This window comes from Cognatishimia sp. F0-27, from assembly GCF_020667845.1.
GTDB lineage: Bacteria > Pseudomonadota > Alphaproteobacteria > Rhodobacterales > Rhodobacteraceae > JAFMPQ01.
In genome coordinates this window covers 62,958-81,572 of record NZ_JAFMPQ010000004.1, presented here as the reverse complement: position 1 = coordinate 81,572, position 18,615 = coordinate 62,958, and the positions used below count along the sequence as shown (strand labels likewise).

The following is an 18,615-nucleotide window of genomic DNA, read 5'->3' as shown; positions in this document are numbered from 1 at the left end:
TTATCTCGGCTCCTGTACGAAGGCGGAGGTCACGATGAGCTGGGCATAGCCCTCGTCGTCATAGTTGAGCTGCGCGCCAAAGCGGGTGGTCGGCATCAGCGTGCGGTATTTCATGCACGCCCGGATCAGCATGATGTCGTTGTCGGTGCCGGCCACGAAATTCCGCACGGGACGGGCTTCCTGAGACGCGTTTTGACAATCGGCTTCCGGATCCAGCATCACCGGGTTGCGCGGATCGATCTGCACCATTTCGAGGCGCATGTTGTCCTCGCAGGCGTCGACGATCGTGGCTTGGGTGCAGATATCCTGCTTGATCTGTTCATAGGTCGGGACGTCACCCGTGTTCAGCCGGATGTCGCGGGTCACCAGGTCCACCGAGCGCTCCAGCATGGCGTGGCGCAGGTTGATATAGGCGATCTCGACCGAGGCGGAGAGGATCATGAACAGGACGGTGAAGTAGAGGACAAATTCGACGCTGGCCGAGCCATCCTCCTCGCGGCGGAACCGCGACAGGGTTTTGAGAAGCATGCGGGTCATTGGATCAGCCTCAGGTTGTTGATTTGGCGCGCGATGGTGTCGAAGGCCTCGTAGATCTCGTCACCTTGCACATGGAAGAAGTGGGCATCCGACGACGCGCACTGGCGCATATCCTCGGTCGCGGCACTGTTGGTGTCGAAGGCCACGGTGAAGACCGTCACACCGAGCGACCGGGCCAGGGCGCATTGCTGCTGCAGGTTGGAGACGTTTGTCGACTTGTTGGACCAGTTATGGTAGACGTTGCCGTCCTGGTTTTTCAGTTCGACTTCACCGTTGATGGCCGCCTCCGGGTCGTTCGGACGGTACTGGTCGGTGGTCTGGCCGTCGGTCATCAGCACGATGTATTTCTCGGTCTCGTTGTCGTGCCAGTCGATCGGACGACCTGCGAAACGCGGTTCGATCAAGCCGGCCTCGATCAGGTGCATGACCTCATCGCGATTGATCGGATCCAGCAGGGCCAGGCCGTATTTCATGCCGTATTGCGTGCCGGTGCCGTCATGCATCCGCATATCGCCGATGAAATCCTTCAACGCCTGCTTGTTGGCAGAGAAATACTGGATGGCCGTGTCCTCGCCCGGGCACCAGCCCCAGTCCATGACTTCGCGATCAATGGCCCAGTGATGGAAGTGTGGCACGTAGTCGGAGGATAGCGGCATCGCCGTGGTGCTGAATTCGTTGTCGTAGATTTCCACGCAGGAGCCCGGAATGTTGACATTCGTGTCGGTTTCCTCGCCGTTGGTGCCCGTCGGGGCCTCGGTCATCGGCTCGGGGTTCGGATCCTGCCAGCCAGCGGCCCAGGCGTCGAAGTCGATCCCGTCATAGTCGTATTTCCCACCCGGCAGCTTGCCGCTGTTCTTGGTCGGGCCAAGATCACTCATGGGACCGTTCTGGTTGGTCTTGACCTGATAGTAGCGGTTGTCGCCGCCGCCCTTGATCGATGCGCCGAGGAACTGGCTGTGGTCGGTCAGGCGGTGGTCTTTCGACATGATGTAGTTGACGGCTCCGGCCATCCAGGCGTCAAGATCGCGGGGCGCCGAGTTCGGCACGCGGCGGATCATATGCGCGCGGTTGTAGATATCGTCGCCATCCGTGTCGAAATAGAACACGACATTGTTGATCGGTGCGCCCCAGGCGTCGAAATAATCCGCGCCGGAGGGTGAAACGCCCGAAGCCACGGTTCCGTCGCCGCCGCATTCCTCTGCATTGGCGCCTTCCTCGGCGTTTTCGGCGTTGTTGTTGCACAGCGAACCGCCGGGTGCGTCCTGATCGCCGTTACCCCAGCCATTGTTCTGGCCTTGCTGCGGCTTCTTGATCTTGGGGCGCTCCCCGCGGAAATATTCAAAAAGCTCGGTGCCCGGGTTCACGTGACCGGCATAGGGCACGAGATTGAGCGTGGTCACGCCAACCGAGGTTTCATCCATGACCTTGTCAACGAAATCCTGGGCCGCGGGGCGCAGGCGGTCCATCCGCTGGTTATACCGCATGGAGCCGGAGATATCGAGCACAAGGGAGATTTCGACGTTCGAGATCCGCTCTTCGGCGGCGGAGGCCGCGGGTGCCGTCAGCGTGTCGAAGCCGGACATGTGAAGGAAGATCGTGCTCATGTCCGCCGAGCCATCGGCGGAGACGGTGCGTTCATTGAACCCGCCGTTCACGCTCACATTGGCAAGGACTTCTTCGAGACCGCTCTTGGCCATGTAATCGCGCACGACCGTTTCGGGGTCCTGCATCTGGTCGAGATCGGCAGCGGCCAGCACGGCACGGTCCATCGTACCTTGCAGCTTGGCGCGCGTTGCTTCGTGCCGCATGATGTCGACAGCTGCACCGGTGATCATAAGGATCAGAACCGTCATAAAGACCGAGAAGATCGTGATATTCCCGTCCTCGTCGGCGATCGTTCTTTCGTACCACGCTCGGGTCATTTTTAACTCCACTCGCTAAATGCTCACTTCGCCATGGGTGCAAAGAGAGGCTTGGAACCGGAGTAAGGAGCGAATCGGGCGGATTAACGGCTCGAATTGTGTCATTCTCCGACAATTTTAGGGTAAACACGCCTTCTGAAATGCCGCCGAGAACCCGTCAAAAGGGATTTTTATATTTTCGTTTCAGGATGTTGAGTGGCCTTGCCGCATCGCTTGAAATGCGTCGCAATTTCCGCATGTGTTAAGAAACGTGGCACGCGGCATTCATAATTCGTCCCATTTCCGGTTTCCAAAATACCGGCGCGGTCAACGCAAATTTGGCTACAATTGTAAGGATGACACCGGAAAACCCGTGGCCTGGACGGGCCAGTCGCGCCGGTTTGGCAACCCGGCCGGAGCGGCGGGAGCGTGGCGGTCAGCGCGTCCCGGCCCGATTGTGGCAAGCCGGCGCGGCAGCCGTGGGGGTCATGTGCGGGTGATCGCCGTGTCGAGCCTGTCCTTGAGGGACATGGCCGGGGCCGCAAGCGGGATCAACCGGCGCGTCACCCCATGCAACGGCAACGGCACAACCGGCGTGACCGGGAAGGGCAAGGCGTCATCGGGCGCGCCCAGCACCTTGGCGGCAAGCGCGCGCCCCATCACCGAGGTCATGGCGATCCCGCGCCCGCTGAACCCCAGCCCGGCAACCACCCCCGGCGCGGGGGCATGCAGATGCGGCATCATCTGCGGTGTCACGGCGATACGCCCCGCCCATGTCCGCGCAACGGAGATGTCGGCAATCTGGGGAAATACGGTGCGCAGCCCGTGCCTGAGCCGCGCAAGCGACACCCTGTCAACGTGATCGGTGCTGCCGATGCAGCCAAAGACCAGCCGTTTGTCACGATCATAGCGCGCGTAGAAGATCGCAAGACGGGAATCCGAGATGGTCACCGAACCGGGCAGCACGGTGGCCTGCTGCGCGTCGCTGAGCGGCTCCGTGACGAGGGAGACGCTGACCAACGGGTGAAAGGTCTGCCGCAGTCCGGGCCAGAGATCCGTGCTGTATCCGTTGGTGGCAAGCACCACCTGTTCGGCACGGACCGTCCCGCGCGGCGTCGTGGCGTGCCACGCGCCATCGCGCCGCTCCAGCGCGGTCACCGGCGTGTCGCGGAACATCCGCGCGCCGCGCGCGATGGCCGCCTGGGCGTAACCGCGCGTGAGCGAAAGCGGGTGGACATGTCCGCCCGCGCTGTGCCGCAGCGCCCAGCGATAGGCAGGCGATCCGCTGGCGCGTTGGACCGCATCGCCGTCAAGCTCGGTGATGTCCGCCCCGACCGCCGCCCAGGCCGCGCCAAGCCGTTGCATTCGGTCCCTGGCCTTGCGCGTGTGCGCCGCCTGGATCCACCCCGCCTGCACCGGATCGCAGGCCACGCCGTAGCGGCGGATATCGGAAAACAGCGCATCGGCGGAGCCAAGTGTGGTCCGGATCAGGGTCTCTGCCTGACGCTCCCCCATCATGGCCTTGAGCGCGTCGGGCGTCTGGCGCCAGATGGGGTTGCACTGGCCACCGCTGCGGCCGGAGGCGCCCCAGCCCACGTCCTTGCTGTCGACAAGCGCCACGCTGGCCCCGCCTTCGACCAGCCCGAGCGCTGTGCGACAACCGGTCAGCCCGCCGCCAACCACGAGAACATCGACCTGCTGCGCGCCGTCGAGCGGGGACAGATCGGGCGCGTCGATGGCGGTGCGCGCCCAGTGGATCTCCTGTCTGACAGACATTGGCACCATCTCGTTTCGAAATTCGGAACAAATGTTTTAGAAAGAAAAACTACACACCGGCCCCATCCCGGTCAACGGTGTCGCGGGGAACGCCCCTGCGTTCCGTCGGATCGGGACAGACCACGCGCCGCGCGAGATCCTGCGACCGCACGCGTGCTCGCTGTGTCCGTCATGCGCGGGACAGGCCCCTCTGCGGCCCGCCGGCGGGGAACCCCGGCTTGGGGCACGCCCCGCGCCGCCCCCCCCGGGGAGGCCGGGGCACAGAAAGCCCGCGACCAGCCCGCGTCGACACGCGTCACAGCATGCCCTCCCCCGGCGCGCAGAGGCGGCGCGACGCGAAATGTGTTTTGAATTGTGAAAATCTTGTTCCATCATAGGAAGCTGGACGTTCCGACACAGGCACGGCCGCGCGCTCGGACCCAGACAACAATTCGCCAGGCCCCCTGCCCCATGCAAAGCTCGATCGTTCACAAGCTGCTGACACTGCTGACCGTGGTGAGCGAAGCACAAAAGCCGCTGACCTTTTCGGAAATCGTCACCCGGACCGGGCTCAACAAGAGCACGATCCACCGCCTGTTGGCCATCGGGGTCGAGGAAGGCGTGCTGCGCCACGATCCACAGAGGAAGGTTTATGTGCTTGGCGCGCGGGTCTTTGACCTCGTGCGCAACGCTTATAATGGCTACGACATCCAGGAAATCGCTCTGGACGAGATGATAGGCCTGCAACGGCAGTTCGACGCCAATGTGACCATCGGCGTGCCCGGCGGGCGCGAAGTGATGTATCTCAGGATGCTTGAATCCGCGCAGGCCATGGGTGGGGTGCAACGCCCCGGCATGCGCGAACCGATGCATTGCTCGGCCTCGGGCAAGGCGCTGCTGGCGTTTCTGCCCCCCGCGATCCTTGACGATACGCTGAACAATTACAGCTTCGAGCGCTTCACGGATCGCACCATCACAGATCCGAGCGCCTTCAAGGACGAGCTGCGCTGGGTGCGCGCGCATGGGTTCGGACGCAATGATCGCGAGGAATACGAGCATTTCATCGGCATCGCCGCTCCGGTGTTCAACTATCTGGGCGAACCGATCGCGGTTCTGAACATCTGGACGACTTACCCCCGCAACACGATGGACGACCTGATGGGCTGGAGCGGGGCGCTCCTGCAATCGGCGCAGCGGGTAACCGGGATGATCGGTGGCATCGCCCCGCACGCGATTCCGGGGGATACAGAGCAGACAGAAGAGGCCTGACCCGCGCCCGAATCCGCCCGCGCCCACCCGTCCGGAGTGCCGGATCCGGCGTTTTGGACTGATCGGATGTCTCAAGCTGGCGCGATACCTTCGCCGCCCCCGATGTATAAGATCGGACATGGAACGGGTCCGCAGAGGCCCGACTGCTCAATCCGGTGGCCAAACGCGCAATGCGCGGCGGCGCGCGGGACGCGAAGGAAGAAATCATTTGACGGGTTGAACGATCCCTCAATAATCTTGTTTTGCGAAAGACGAGTTTTGCAATGCGAAACAACAAGACGTCAAAGGACGTTGTTTTTTACCAACTGGGAGAGAAGAATGAGAAAAACGATCTTGGGCACAGTGCTCGGCGTCGCAGCGGCGCTGTCCGGCACCACCGCCATGGCCGATGGGCATGGCGAAATCACTGTTGCATACTTCCTGGAATGGCCCATGCCGTTCCTCGCCTCCAAGGCATCGGGCGCCTATGACGAAGCGCTTGGCATGAAGGTGAACTGGGTGTCCTTCGAAACCGGCACCGCGATGTCCGCGGCGATGGCGTCGGGCGACGTGCAGATTGCCGTGTCGCAGGGCGTGCCGCCCTTCGTCGTGGCCTCCTCCGGCGGTCAGGACATCCAGGTTGTCGACGTCGCGGTGAGCTATTCCGACAATGACAACTGCGTTGTGCACGCGGATCTGGAGATCGACAAGATGTCCGCCGACGAGCTTGCCGGCAAGAAGGTTGCCGTGCCGCTCGGCACCGCGGCGCATTACGGCTTCCTGCGCCAGATGGACCATTTCGGCATTGACCTTGCCAGCCTGTCCATCGTCGATATGCCGCCCCCGGAAGGCGCGAACGCGCTTGGCCAGAAAGCTGTTGATTTCGCCTGCGGCTATGGCGGTGGCCTGACCTCCATGAAGGAATACGGCAACGTCCTTCTGACCGGCGCAGAGAAGGAAGAACTGGGCATTCTCGTCTTTGACGTGACCTCCGCCCCGGCTGATTTCATCGCGGAGAATGGTGATGTGGTGGCCAAGTTCCTCAAGGTGACCGCGGACGCCAACGACGCGTGGAACAGCAACCCCACCGACGAGATGCTGGCCGTGATCGCGGAGCAATCGGGCATGGATTTGGACGCCGCGCGCAGCGCAATCTCCACCATGAAGTTCCCCTCCATCGACGAGCAGCTCTCAGAGCGCTGGTTCGGCGGCGCGGCGGCCCCCTTCATGAAAGGTGTGGCGGACGTGTTTGTCGCGGCAGGCTCCATCGACTCCGCGCTGGACAGCTATGACGGGGCGATCAACACCGGTCCGCTCGAAGCCGCACAAGGCATGTGATCCGCGCCGCGTGAGCGCGTGCGCATGACCCCGGCCCGGCGCGTTGAGTTGCGCCGGGCCACCCTTAACGCGGCAGCCAATAGCCGCGACCAAACCCAGAAAAAAGCGGGGACAATCACGGTGTCAGGCCTATCCATTAAAGACCTTTCCATGCGCTTCGATCTGCCGAACGGCAGTTCGGTTCAGGCGCTTGAGAACGTGTCGCTCGACCTCAAGGAGGGCGAGCTGATGAGTGTTCTTGGGCCTTCGGGCTGCGGCAAGACGACGTTGCTCAATATCGTGGCCGGGTTCCTCGCACCGACCAGCGGGACGCTGGTGATGAACGGGCACGAGATCACCGGGCCGGACGCGGAACGCGGCATGGTGTTTCAGAAGGGCGCCTTGTTCGAGTGGATGTCGGTGCGCGAGAATGTCGGCTTCGGCCCGTCGATGAAGGGCATGCCCAAGGCCGAAAAGGCGCAGATCGTCGATCACCTGCTCGACGTGGTCGGTCTTCAGGACTTCAAGGAAAAGGCGGTCTATGAACTGTCGGGCGGGATGCAGCAGCGCGTCGCCCTGGCCCGGTGCCTTGCCAATGATCCCGACGTGATCCTGATGGATGAACCGCTGGGCGCGCTGGACGCGCTGACCCGCGAAAAGATGCAGAGCCTCGTGCTCAAATTGTGGAAAGAGACCGGCAAGACGATCATCCTGATCACCCACTCGGTCGAGGAAGCCCTGCTTCTGGGAGAGCGCCTGATCGTGATGGCCCCGCGCCCGGGGCGTATCCACAAGGAATACCACCTGCCCTTTGCCGAACTCGGCGTCGGTGCCGATCTGCGCGAGGTGAAGAAACATCCCGAGTTCGGCTCCAAGCGCGACGAGATCCTCGCCATGATCTGGGACATGGAAGAAGAAATCATGGGACGCACGGAGGCCGCGACATGACCGGGTTCTTTGTTCTCGCCATCTATATTGGCGTCTTCGTTGTATCGTTCTTTCTTGTCACCAAGGTCGTGCATCGCGCGACCGTGCGCGATTTCACTTCGCTCAAGACCGTCACCTTTGGCGATGAAAGCGCGGTGCGGCCCAATCGCTGGGCCGGCGTGATATCGATCCTCACGATCTTCCTGATCTGGGGAATGTTCACCGGCTCGGCGCTGTTGCCGAAATTTCTGCATGCGCCTGCGCCATTTGTCGGGACGGCGGAATTCACCTACACCGCCGAGGCCAATGGCCAGCGGGACGACGCCACCGTGACCGTGCTTGTGCATCCGCGGGAACAGGACGTCGAAGCGCCCGAGGTCGCGCCCGGCGACGGATTTGCCAAAAACGATTCGGCCACCATCGCGCAATGGCGCACCGGCCTGATCCGGGTCGACAGCAATGACGAGATCACCAAGGCCGACGGCGCCGAAGTGGTCGCGATCAATGGCCAGCCCATTGCCCGTGGCGAAACCGTCAAGATCGACAGCGGGTCCGTGACCCTGTCCGACAAGGGCACGCCGAATTTTGCCCCCAGCCGCGGCTGGCAGATGGAACCGCTCTACCTGCCGCCGCCCGAAGAGGTCTGGACCCGCACCGTTCAGGTCGTGAAAGAGGGTTTTCGGGGTTTCACGCTGTGGGAGCATCTGGGGTATTCGCTGTTCCGGGTCGTCGTCGGCTTCTTCTTTGGTGCGCTTGTGGGGATCCCGCTGGGCTATGCGATGGGGCTGAGCAACTGGTTCCGCGGCTGGTTCGACCCGATTGTCGAATTCATGCGCCCGGTGCCGCCGCTTGCCTTGATTCCGCTTGTCATCATCTGGTTTGGCATCGGCGAAAGCGGCAAGATCATCCTGCTGTTTCTCGCGGCGCTGTGGATCATGGCGATTGCCGCGCGATCGGGGGTTTCCGGTGTCAATATCTCGAAGGTGCATGCGGCCTATTCGCTGGGAGCCAGCAAGAGCCAGATCATGCGCTATGTGATCGTGCCCAATTCGCTGCCCGAGATCTTTACCGGGGCGCGGGTTGCGATGGGCGTGTGCTGGGGCACGGTTGTTGCCGCGGAACTGGTCGCAGCCGAGCAAGGCGCTGGCATGATGATCATGGTCGCGTCGCGCTTCCAGAACACGGATATCGTGATTCTCGGCATCATCCTGATCGGGATCATCGGGTTCGGGATCGACATGCTGATGCGCTATGCCGAACGCATCCTCGTACCGTGGAAGGGCAAGGCCTGACGCCTCCCCCTTGTGCGCCGTTCGCGAGATGCCCGATCAAGGCCCCGGCGGGGGCCTTTTTCATGCGCGAGCGGCGGGTTGGGCTTTGGCGCCGAAACGGCCTGCGCGTGCCCGCCCAATGGTGAGCGCTCCCTGTTGGCAAGCGCATGGCTTGGGAATGGATTGCGCTCTGTTGGTGAACACCGTTCGTCTTTGCGCGGGTCGTGGCATGCGACGGCCCCTTCGCGCCTCTGTCGTTGCGGGCACGGGTCGTGGCAATCGCCAGCCCTTCGCGCGCTCCGTCGTCGCGGGCGCGGGTTGCGGAATGCGCTGGCCCTATTGCGCGCCCCCGTCTTCGCCCGCGCGGGTCGTGGCAATCGACGGCCCTTCGCGCGCCCCGTCGTCGCGGGCAAGGGTCGTGAAAACCGAGCAGCCTTTGGCGGAGCGATCCGTCACCTTGGGCCCGGGCCATAACACCCGGTCACCCGCTGGTGGCCCGCCCCCGGTTGGCCGTTTCCGGCCCGCCCCCGGTTGGCCGTTTCCGGCCCGCCCCCGGTTGGCCGTTTCCGGCCCGCCCCCGGTTGCCCGCTTTTGGCCTGCGTCCGGTTGCCCGCTTGAGGCCTGCCAAAGCCGGCACGCGCCGACCTTGGCAGAAGGACGCCTATTGATGACCCGCCCTTGCGCGGCGGCCCGACACCTCCGCAACCGCGCAGCGCCTGATGCCAGCGGTCGCAAAATGCCAGGACCGCGTCCGGCCTTTGCCACAAAGCCTGTGGCACCGGCCTGTGATCAAAGCCCCTTGGCGCGGTAGCTGGCCGCGACCTTTTCGATCGAGACCAGATAGGCCGCCGTGCGCAAATCGTTCACATCCTCGCGCTCGTGCCAGACGTCGCGCATCGACTGGTAGGCGATCCGCATGGTGTCATCGAGCCCGGAGCGCACCAGTTCCAGTTCATCGGCGCCGCGCAGATACTTCTTCTTGAAGTCGGGCGTCATGGACCATTGGTCGCCGAGATGATCGGACAGCCGCTCGAGTTCCGCCAGGATCAGCTCATGGCGGGCTTCTTCCTGACGGCGCTGCATCCGGCCGAACCGGATATGGCTGAGGTTCTTGACCCACTCGAAATAGGACACCGTCACACCGCCCGCATTGGCATACATGTCCGGAATGATCACCGTCCCTCTCTCGCGCAGGATATCGTCGGCCCCGGCTGTCACCGGGCCATTGGCAGCCTCGATGATGAGCGGCGCCTGGATGTTGCGCGCATTAGACAGGTTGATCACCCCTTCGAGGGCCGCAGGGATCAGGATGTCACAGGGTTGTTCAAGCACCGCCGCGCCCTCGGCGGTGTGTGTGGCATCCGGAAAGCCGTTGACGCCGCCATGCGTCATGATCCAGTTCCGCACCGCGTCCACATCGAGGCCAGCCTCGTTATAGAGCGCGCCATCATGTTCGATGATCCCGATGATGCGGCAGCCATCCTCCGAAGACAGAAACTTGGCGGCGTGATATCCCACATTTCCCAGCCCCTGCACGATGACCGTCTTGCCATCGAGCTTGCCGCCAAGCCCGGTCCGTTCCACGTCGCGGGGGTCGCGGAAGAACTCGCGCAGCGCATATTGCACGCCGCGCCCCGTCGCTTCGACGCGACCGGAGATGCCGCCCGCGTTGAGCGGCTTGCCGGTGACACAGGCGCGCGCATTGATGTCTGTCGTGTTCATGCGCGCATATTGATCCGCCATCCACGCCATTTCACGTTCGCCGGTGCCCATGTCGGGCGCGGGCACGTTCTGAGCGGGATGGATCAGGTCGCGCTTGGCCAGCTCATAGGCAAAGCGGCGCGTGATGCGCTCAAGCTCCTGCTCGTCATACTGGCGCGGATCGATGCAGAGCCCGCCCTTGGAGCCGCCAAAAGGCGCCTCAACCAGCGCGCATTTATAGGTCATCAGCGCCGCGAGGGCCTCCACCTCGTCCTGGTTGACGCTGGGCGCATAGCGGATGCCACCCTTGACCGGCTCCATATGTTCGGAATGGACCGAGCGATAGCCGGTGAATGTCTGGATGCCGCCCCGCAGGCGAACGCCGAAACGCACCGTATAGGTCGCGTTGCAGACGCGGATCTTTTCTTCGAGCCCGGGCGGCAGGTCCATCAGCGCCACGGCGCGGTTGAACATCAGGTCGACGGATTCTCGGAATGATGGCTCATTACCCGGTATCAGGCTCATGGTCTGGCTTCTCCCCCGTTGGCCCGCGCGGTTTTTGAACTGTTTTTATGGTCTGGCCCCTTTGCCCGCGCGGCGTGCTCGGGGGCTCGGCTCACGTTAACAAGGCATGGCATTTGTCCCAATCTCTTTTTTGTCCGAATCTCGCGGCCCCGCACGGTCCAGAAAACGGCAGGGCTGTGTCAGCGTTCAGCTTGGCGAAACAATTCTTTCCAAACACCCAAGACTGTCACCAAAACCACTGAAAAATTTAGGCAAACCTGCCTCAACTCGCCCAATTTCAGCCGCGAAGGACGCCTAAAAATTTATTCAAAGGGCCGCCTGACTGGCACTGCCCCGACCCCGAGGGGCCTTGACCGAGAGGATGCAAATGAAACCGCTTCTGACATTGCGCAAAGCGCACACGACTGATCTGACCCAAGCGGCGCGCTCCCGCGGCACCGCAGATTTCCTTGGCCGTTTCTGGGCGACGCAGGACGGCGCGATGACCTATATGGGTGTTGCGGGCGCGCTGGTCATGATGGTGTTTGGCGGCATCGGTATCGACATGATCCATGCCGAACTCAAGCGCACGGAAGTGCAAAACACGCTCGACCGCGCCGTTCTGGCCGCTGCCAACATGAACAACGGTGCAGATCCCGGTGAAACGGTCCAGAGCTATTTCGACGCGATGGGCATGGGCGACGCGCTCGGCACCGTTACGGTCGCACAGACCGACATCGCCAAAACCGTCGCAGCGGACGCAGAGATCGTCATGCCGGCCAATTTCATGGAGCTGATCGGGGTCGAGAACCTGCGCGCCGCGGGCGATGCCGCGGCACAGCACGGGCTGCTCAATATCGAGATTTCCATGGTGCTCGACGTGTCCGGGTCGATGTCCGGCGCCAAGATCGAACAGCTCCGGCAGGCGGCGCGCAGCTTTGTCGACCTGATGCTGCCCGAAGAGGGCAACGCGCTTCCGGTGACGATTTCGATCGTGCCGTATAACGCCACCGTAAACCTCGGGCCGGATGTCGCGGGCTATTACAATCTCGACGACACGCAGACCTATTCTCACTGCGCCACGTTCGAGACAGCGGATTTTGTCGCCACCGGCATCCCGGACGGACAGATGCTGACGCGGCTTGGGCATTTCGATCCCTATTCGCGCAACGTCTATGACCCGCTTGACGTCACCCAGCCGGTCGAGGCCATTGCCCGCCCGTGGTGCCAGACCGACCAGACCAGCGCCATCATCCCGCATTCCGATGACGCCGACGCGCTCAAGGCGCATATCGACACCTTCACCGCCGGCGGCAACACCGCGATCGACCTTGGCATGAAGTGGGGTGCGGCCCTGCTCGACCCCTCCGCGCGCCCGACCGTCGCCGACATGGCGCTCGACGGGGTGGCCAGCATCGAGGCCGCCGACCGCCCGGCCCCCTACGGTGACATCGAGACGTTGAAATTCGTGGTCATCATGACCGACGGGCAGAACACCACGCAATATGACCTGCGCGAGAGCTTCAAGACCGGCGGATCGGGGATCTTTGTCGACAGCGCCTATGACAGCGCCCCGACGATTTCCGATTACGGGTTCCAGATCCTCGACGCCGCCGGCCAGCCCACAGGCGACTACCTGCGTCCCGTCGACGTGGCCCGCGCCGAAAACGGCGAGACCGTCACGCCCTGGACACCCGCGGGCCCGCTGCGCGAGCTGAGCAACACCGAGCTTTACGCGCTGTTCTCGACGCGCGACGCCTGGACGCTCTTCTACCGCCCCGCCTACGAGGCCGGTCACATCAGCTACAGCGAGTATTACAACCGCTACTACACCTATGTTTCGACCGTGAACTACGTGCAGGCCGACACCAACCTGTCGATCCAGTGCGGCGCGGCCCGTGATCAGGGTGTGGTGATCTACGCAATCGGTGTGGAAGCCCCCGCACGAGGTCAGACCGCCATGCGCGACTGCGCCTCTTCCGCATCGCATTACTTCGACGTGCAAGGCGAGGACCTGACCCGGACCTTCGAATCCATTGCCCGCTCGCTCACCCAACTGAGGTTGACCCAATGACACTGTGCACCGCTCTCGTTTCCCGCGCCCGGCGCTTTCTGTCCGAAGAGGACGGCACCTCGCTTGTCCCCTTCGCCATCTGGACCCCGCTTGTGCTGATCCTGATCCTGTCGACCATTGAACTGGGCACGGTCACGATCCGTAACACCGCGCTCGAACGGGCCATGGACGACTCGGTCCGGGACCTGCGCATCGGCACCGGCACCGTGACGGACCATGCCACGCTCAAGGCGGCCATCTGCGAAAGCGCCGCCGTGCTGCCCGATTGCACCGACAACCTGCAGCTTGAGATGGTTGCGCTCGACATGCGCGACTGGACCGCCCCGCCAAGCAGTGCCGACTGTGTCGACACCGCCCTTCCGGTGACCCCGAACCGGGCGTTCCAGAACGGCACCGAGAACGAGATGATGCTGCTGCGCGCCTGCTTCAAGTATCGTCCTGTCACCCCGGCTGGCACCATCGCGTCCCATCTTGCGACCGACAACGAGGGCTTCACCGCGATCGTTGCCACATCCGCCTTCGTTCACGAACCGCTCTGAGACCCGGCTGGCGCGGTGATCCCGGCTTGATGCCACACCCCGCGCCGCCCCCTCCCAAGACCTTACCGAAAGGCCCGCCCCCATGTCCGTTTCGCTTCTCTCCCGCACCAAGACCCGCGCCACACGTTTCTTGCGTGACGACCGCGGCGACGTGACCGTTGAGGCGGTGATCCTTCTGCCGCTGTTGTTCCTTCTGTTTGCTGCCTCATGGGTGTATTTCGACGCGCTTCAGCAAAAGAACGTGAGCCAGAAAGCCAATTACACGCTGGGCGACATGCTGTCGCGCGAGACGGTCGAGATCGACCCGACATACATGGACAACGCCCATGGCTTGCTTCGCCTGCTCACCCGCGCCCAGGCCGATGACGAAACCGCTCTGCGCGTCACCGTCGTCAGCTACGACTCCGGGGACGACGCATGGACGGTGGAATGGTCGATGGCGCGCGGCGGACAGGCCGCCATGGCCAGCGGCGGCGCCCCGGAAGAAAGCGCGGCCCTGCCACAGGCCCAGAATGGCGACCAGTTGATCCTCGTGGAGACGTGGGACAGCTACACCCCGGCGTTCAATGTGGGGCTGACGCCGCAGGAATTCGCCACCTACAGCTTCACCCGGCCACGCTACGCGCCGCAGCTGGCCGCAGCCGAATAAAGGCTCGCGCGCAGCGCGCCCGACAGGCCCCGCCATCCCCGGTGGGGCCTTTTTCTGTGCGCTCTTTGTGACGCGCAGGGCTCTTAAGCCTTTTGCAATGATGCCGAGATACCGTTGGCAGGATGTCACTGGTGCGAGCGGTTCAACGATGATGAGTCCTGAAAGGCGGAACGATCCTTGGCGACGGCGGCAAATCGGCATGCCGCGCCGATCCGGGCGATGGCGGAGACCGGGAGTGGAGGACGCGGGCTGTGCCGAACGTCTGCGCGCCAAGGACGATCTTCTGCGCGATTGGGCGGGGCGGCGCGCCCGCGGCCGCGTCGCAGACCGTGACCGGGATGCAGAGCTGGCCTCTTGCTCCGCCGCCACGCATCCGCTGGGCGGGAACCGGCGCGCATGAAGCCCGATCCGACTTTCTCGGCGGCGTCCCGACTTGATGCGCTGGAGGCCGAGCGCGACACCCTTTCGGCTGCGCAGAGCGAGGCCATCCTTCCGGCCAGCGAACGCGCCCTGATGGACAGCTTCGCGCATGCCGCCTTTGTCCTCTACCCCGACACCAACGGAACGCCGCGCTATATCTTTGCCAATCGTCACGCGCTGGACGAGCTCGGCATGACGCTGGGGTTCATTTCCGGGTTGACCGCCCAGACACTCTATCCCGGTCTGAGCGGCCGGGTGGCGATGGAAAACCATCGCAGGGCGCTGCAATCAGGCACGGAAACCGTCTATGAACTCACCTTGCCGCTCAAGGGCCGGGCCGTGCGGCTGCGCACGACACTTGTGCCGCAGCGGGGCGCGGATGGCACGATCCGGCGCGTGATCGGCACGTCGGTCAAGGTGACCCTCGACAAACCGGTCAGCAGTGACAAGACCTGCACCGAAACCCGCGTCTCGGCCATTCAGGATTTCATCACGCTGGCGGCGCATGACCTGCGCGCGCCGATGGGACAGATCCAGTCGCTGAGCGACCTGCTGCTCGAGAACTTCAGTGATCTGGGAGATGGCAAGCGCGAGCTTGTGAAAATGATCCAATCCGTCGCGATCCAGAGCCAGAAACTGATCACCGACGTGCTCTCTCATGCGCAGGCGATCGAGGTGTCGGAAGAACCGACCGCGTTTTCCTTCCGCCATGCGGTCCAGGATGTGATGAAGATGCTCGACCCCGCCGGCCGTGCCGAATATCACGTCTCCTCCGGCGAGGTTCTGGCCGAGGCGCAGGCCGTCCAGATCGTGCTGCGCAACCTTGTCGACAACGCGCTCAAACACGCCTGCGCCGATCCGGAGCAAAGCGGCACAGGCATCCGGCTCGACATCAGCCTGCATGAGCATGGATCGGAACTCTTTGGCTTTTCGGTTCGGGATTACGGGCGCGGCTTTTCCACCAGTGCCGCGATGTTTCTGGAGAGCGGCCGGTTCAAGACGGAAAGCGGATTTGGCTTGCTCGGCATTCGGCGGATGGTCGAAAGCCGCGGCGGCAGCATTTCGGCGACGAACAGCGCCGATGGCGCGGGCGCTGTGGTCACCGTTCTGATGCCGGGACGGTTGCTCTGCGACCCTGGCGCCTTGGTGCTTCTGTAGATGCCGGCGGCTGCGGTCTGCGTCCCAATCGCGGCGAAGGCGTCCGGCGCGCTGCAAGCCCGGTCTCGCCCCGGCGGGCCGAGGACAGGGTGTGCGGACCCGTGGCCACTCCGCACCGTGACGACCGCGGGGCGTGCGGCGTGTCTTCACCACTTTCGACACGCTCCGCAGCACATCGGGCGCGCCGGATGGCTGCGCTTCGCCCGTGCGTCGCCTTGCACACATTCCGATACAGGGCCGCGTTTGCCATCAGGACGGTTTGCGCTGCGCCACTTTCAATTGAAGGATATCGGCCACAGGTCGCGTTTGCGCGCCCGAAGTGACGCCGCCCACCGCAAGCCTGCGCCCGAAACGCCACCACAGCCCCGGCCGCCAGACCCGTGTTCCAGGAGTCTCCAGCTTGATGGTGAACCCGTTGGACGGCTTCATCGCAAACACACCGCGCTCCACGCGGGCGATATTGTCCGCATGCACAAGCACATCCCCCGCGCTATCTGCCAGCACAACGCCGTCCGGTCCTTCGCTCAGCACCAGCTTGCGCTGGGTGGCCCGCCACATCGCCTGCGCAAGAACCAGCGCCGACACGCCGCAGGCCAGGAGGAAGAGCTGCCATTGCACCCCCTGCGGCGGCGCAACAATCGAGACGTAAAGCAGCATGACCCCGAGCACGACCAGCGTGCCAACCCCGAGAAACCGGCGCGGCGGCGAGGGTTTGATCTCGGCAAGGATGCGAAGCTCGTCGGATTTCTGGCGTCTGGCCATGGTGCGGCCCCTTCTTGGCAAAGCATGTCGCGGCATGGCGCGGGGTGCGCCGGGCCCTCTTCCTCTACGGCACCGCGCCGCAGGACAAAAGCCCGCGCACGCAGCACGACCGGTCGATCAGTCGCGGCGCGGGTCGCGGGGGTAAACGCCGAGGATATCGAGGGTGTCGGTGAAGTAATCGAGCTCTTCGAGCGCGCGCGCCACGGCCGGATCGTCGGGGTGTCCTTCGATATCGGCATAGAACTGCGTTGCCGTGAAAGAGCCGCCGACCATGTAGCTTTCGAGCTTGGTCATGTTGACGCCATTGGTCGCAAAGCCCCCCATGGCCTTATAAAGCGCGGCCGGAATGTTGCGAACCTGAAAGACAAAGGTGGTCAACATGCCATGCTCACCGCGCTGGCGCCGGTCGGGCGCGCGCCCCATGATGAGAAAGCGCGTGGTGTTGTGCGCGTGATCCTCGATGTGACGCGCAAGGATATCGAGCCCGTTGATTTCCGCGGCCAGATCGGAGGCCAGAACCCCGACGCTGCGGTCCCCGCGTACGGCGATCTCTGCGGCAGCGCCCGCGCTGTCGGCCGCCGGCACGCCGCGGATGCCGTGCCGTTGAAGAAAGCTCGCCGCCTGCGGCAGAAGCACCAGATGCGCGCGCACCTCGTCCAGTTCCTCCACGGTCACGCCCGGAAGCGCCATGAGGCTGATATGCACACGCACAAAAGCCTCACCGACGATATGCAGGCCGCTTTCCGGAAGCAGCCTGTGAATATCGGCCACGCGCCCGTAGGTCGTGTTTTCGACCGGCAGCATCGCCAACTCCGCGCGATCCTCGCGAACAGCGTTGATCACGTCTTCGAAAGTGCGGCAGGGCAAGGGTTCATGGTCCGGGCGCGCATCGCGGCAGGCCTCGTCAGAATAGGCGCCGGGCTCGCCCTGAAAGGCGATCCGGGCGGTCATGGCGCGCAATCCGCGCTGCGGCGGATCGCCTCTTGGCACGGCGGCAGCAAGACATCCGTATCGGCGCGGATCGTCAAGATCGGGAAAAATATCTGGGTCATAGGCATGAGATCCGTCCTGCTCGATGGCCCGGGTGGGCTCCCGGGCGTTTGGTCGCGGTTTCTATACCTTGCCAGTTCCCAAGGGAAGCAATAGATACCCGCGCGACGAAGAGATGTAACCGGACAGGGCTTTCCATGCTTGACACGATGACCTTCACTAAAATCGTAGGCTCCTTCTGTGGTGCCCTGCTTATTTTCCTGCTCGGCAAATGGGGGGCCGAGACGCTCTACCATGTGGGCGGAGGACATGGCGACGACCACGCGGCGGCCTATGTGATCGACACCGGCGACGACGAAGCCGCGGAGGAGGTCGTCGAGGTCTCCTTTGACGAGCTTCTGGCTTCCGCGGATGCCGGCAAGGGCGAACGCGTCTGGGGCAAGTGCCGCGCCTGCCACAAGCTCGAAGCTGGCGCAAACGGTGTGGGCCCGTATCTTTATGGTGTTGTGGGTCGTGACGTCGGTGCCGCCGATGGCTTCAACTACTCCGGCGCCTTGTCGGATGCCGCCGATGTCTGGACGCCGGAAGAGCTGAACGCGTTCCTTGAAAACCCGCGCGGCTACGCGCCGGGCACCACCATGAGCTTCAACGGTCTTCCCAAGGCCGAGGATCGCGCCAACCTGATCGCGTATCTCGACCAGCTTGACGACTGAGCCTGTCGCTTGGCAAAATTGTTTAAGGGCCGCTCTTTCGGGCGGCCTTTTTTCATGCGGCGGCCCGATGGGCAACGCGGCGAGCGCCATGAGGCCATGATCGCCGCGCACCCCATCACCACGCGCGCGGGCGCCCTGCGCCGGTTCGG

15 protein-coding genes are annotated in these 18,615 nt (G+C 63.5%); 9 read left to right on the top strand and 6 right to left on the bottom strand.

Features of this window, described 5'->3' with window-relative positions:
- The 3 genes from J1C49_RS03785 to J1C49_RS03775 form a co-directional block, all read right to left on the bottom strand.
- Entirely contained in the window at positions 1-537 is a 537-nt protein-coding gene (locus J1C49_RS03785) for a TadE/TadG family type IV pilus assembly protein (protein WP_227444471.1), read from the bottom strand.
- Complete coding sequence (locus J1C49_RS03780) at positions 534-2,459, bottom strand: TadE/TadG family type IV pilus assembly protein (protein WP_227444470.1); 1,926 nt, start codon at positions 2,457-2,459, stop codon at positions 534-536. Before J1C49_RS03780 ends, J1C49_RS03785 begins: the two co-directional genes overlap by 4 nt.
- A gap of 465 nt (positions 2,460-2,924) precedes the next feature.
- Positions 2,925-4,214, bottom strand: coding sequence for an FAD-binding oxidoreductase (locus J1C49_RS03775; protein WP_227444469.1), 1,290 nt, complete (start codon positions 4,212-4,214; stop codon positions 2,925-2,927).
- 450 nt (positions 4,215-4,664) lie between these two features.
- Here J1C49_RS03775 and J1C49_RS03770 point away from each other — a divergent pair, with 450 nt between their 5' ends.
- The 4 genes from J1C49_RS03770 (at position 4,665) to J1C49_RS03755 (ending at position 8,977) form a co-directional block, all read left to right on the top strand.
- A complete protein-coding gene (locus J1C49_RS03770; protein ID WP_227444468.1) occupies positions 4,665-5,462 on the top strand; it encodes an IclR family transcriptional regulator in 798 nt (265 codons plus the stop codon).
- A 318-nt stretch (positions 5,463-5,780) separates the two neighbouring features.
- Positions 5,781-6,779, top strand: coding sequence for an ABC transporter substrate-binding protein (locus J1C49_RS03765; RefSeq protein ID WP_227444467.1), 999 nt, complete (start codon positions 5,781-5,783; stop codon positions 6,777-6,779).
- Between the two features lie 120 nt (positions 6,780-6,899).
- A complete protein-coding gene (locus tag J1C49_RS03760) occupies positions 6,900-7,706 on the top strand; it encodes an ABC transporter ATP-binding protein (protein ID WP_227444466.1) in 807 nt (268 codons plus the stop codon).
- Positions 7,703-8,977, top strand: a complete 1,275-nt coding sequence (locus J1C49_RS03755) for an ABC transporter permease (protein WP_227444465.1) — start codon at positions 7,703-7,705, stop codon at positions 8,975-8,977. The genes J1C49_RS03760 and J1C49_RS03755 overlap by 4 nt, the downstream gene beginning before the upstream one ends.
- 768 nt (positions 8,978-9,745) lie before the next feature.
- On the opposite strand, the gene J1C49_RS03750 is transcribed toward J1C49_RS03755, so the two are convergent.
- Complete coding sequence (locus J1C49_RS03750) at positions 9,746-11,182, bottom strand: Glu/Leu/Phe/Val dehydrogenase (RefSeq protein ID WP_227444464.1); 1,437 nt, start codon at positions 11,180-11,182, stop codon at positions 9,746-9,748.
- Between the two features lie 367 nt (positions 11,183-11,549).
- Here J1C49_RS03750 and J1C49_RS03745 point away from each other — a divergent pair, with 367 nt between their 5' ends.
- The 4 genes from J1C49_RS03745 (at position 11,550) to J1C49_RS03730 (ending at position 16,001) form a co-directional block, all read left to right on the top strand.
- Entirely contained in the window at positions 11,550-13,235 is a 1,686-nt protein-coding gene (locus J1C49_RS03745; protein WP_227444463.1) for a TadE/TadG family type IV pilus assembly protein, read from the top strand.
- Positions 13,232-13,774, top strand: coding sequence for a TadE/TadG family type IV pilus assembly protein (locus tag J1C49_RS03740; RefSeq protein ID WP_227444462.1), 543 nt, complete (start codon positions 13,232-13,234; stop codon positions 13,772-13,774). The genes J1C49_RS03745 and J1C49_RS03740 overlap by 4 nt, the downstream gene beginning before the upstream one ends.
- 82 nt (positions 13,775-13,856) lie before the next feature.
- On the top strand, positions 13,857-14,423 hold the full coding sequence (locus tag J1C49_RS03735; protein WP_227444461.1) for a hypothetical protein: 567 nt from the start codon (positions 13,857-13,859) through the stop codon (positions 14,421-14,423).
- Positions 14,424-14,819: 396 nt separating this feature from the next.
- Complete coding sequence (locus tag J1C49_RS03730; RefSeq protein WP_227444460.1) at positions 14,820-16,001, top strand: PAS domain-containing sensor histidine kinase; 1,182 nt, start codon at positions 14,820-14,822, stop codon at positions 15,999-16,001.
- A 249-nt stretch (positions 16,002-16,250) separates the two neighbouring features.
- Here the strand turns inward: J1C49_RS03730 and J1C49_RS03725 are convergent, their stop codons facing one another.
- Both J1C49_RS03725 and J1C49_RS03720 read right to left on the bottom strand, forming a co-directional pair.
- The gene (locus tag J1C49_RS03725; RefSeq protein ID WP_227444459.1) at positions 16,251-16,763 is read right to left on the bottom strand and encodes a hypothetical protein; all 513 of its coding nucleotides are present in this window, start codon (positions 16,761-16,763) and stop codon (positions 16,251-16,253) included.
- A gap of 117 nt (positions 16,764-16,880) precedes the next feature.
- Complete coding sequence (locus J1C49_RS03720) at positions 16,881-17,714, bottom strand: prephenate dehydratase (RefSeq protein WP_227444458.1); 834 nt, start codon at positions 17,712-17,714, stop codon at positions 16,881-16,883.
- 236 nt (positions 17,715-17,950) lie between these two features.
- Here J1C49_RS03720 and J1C49_RS03715 point away from each other — a divergent pair, with 236 nt between their 5' ends.
- Entirely contained in the window at positions 17,951-18,466 is a 516-nt protein-coding gene (locus J1C49_RS03715) for a cytochrome c family protein (protein ID WP_227444457.1), read from the top strand.
- Positions 18,467-18,615 lie beyond the last annotated feature (149 nt).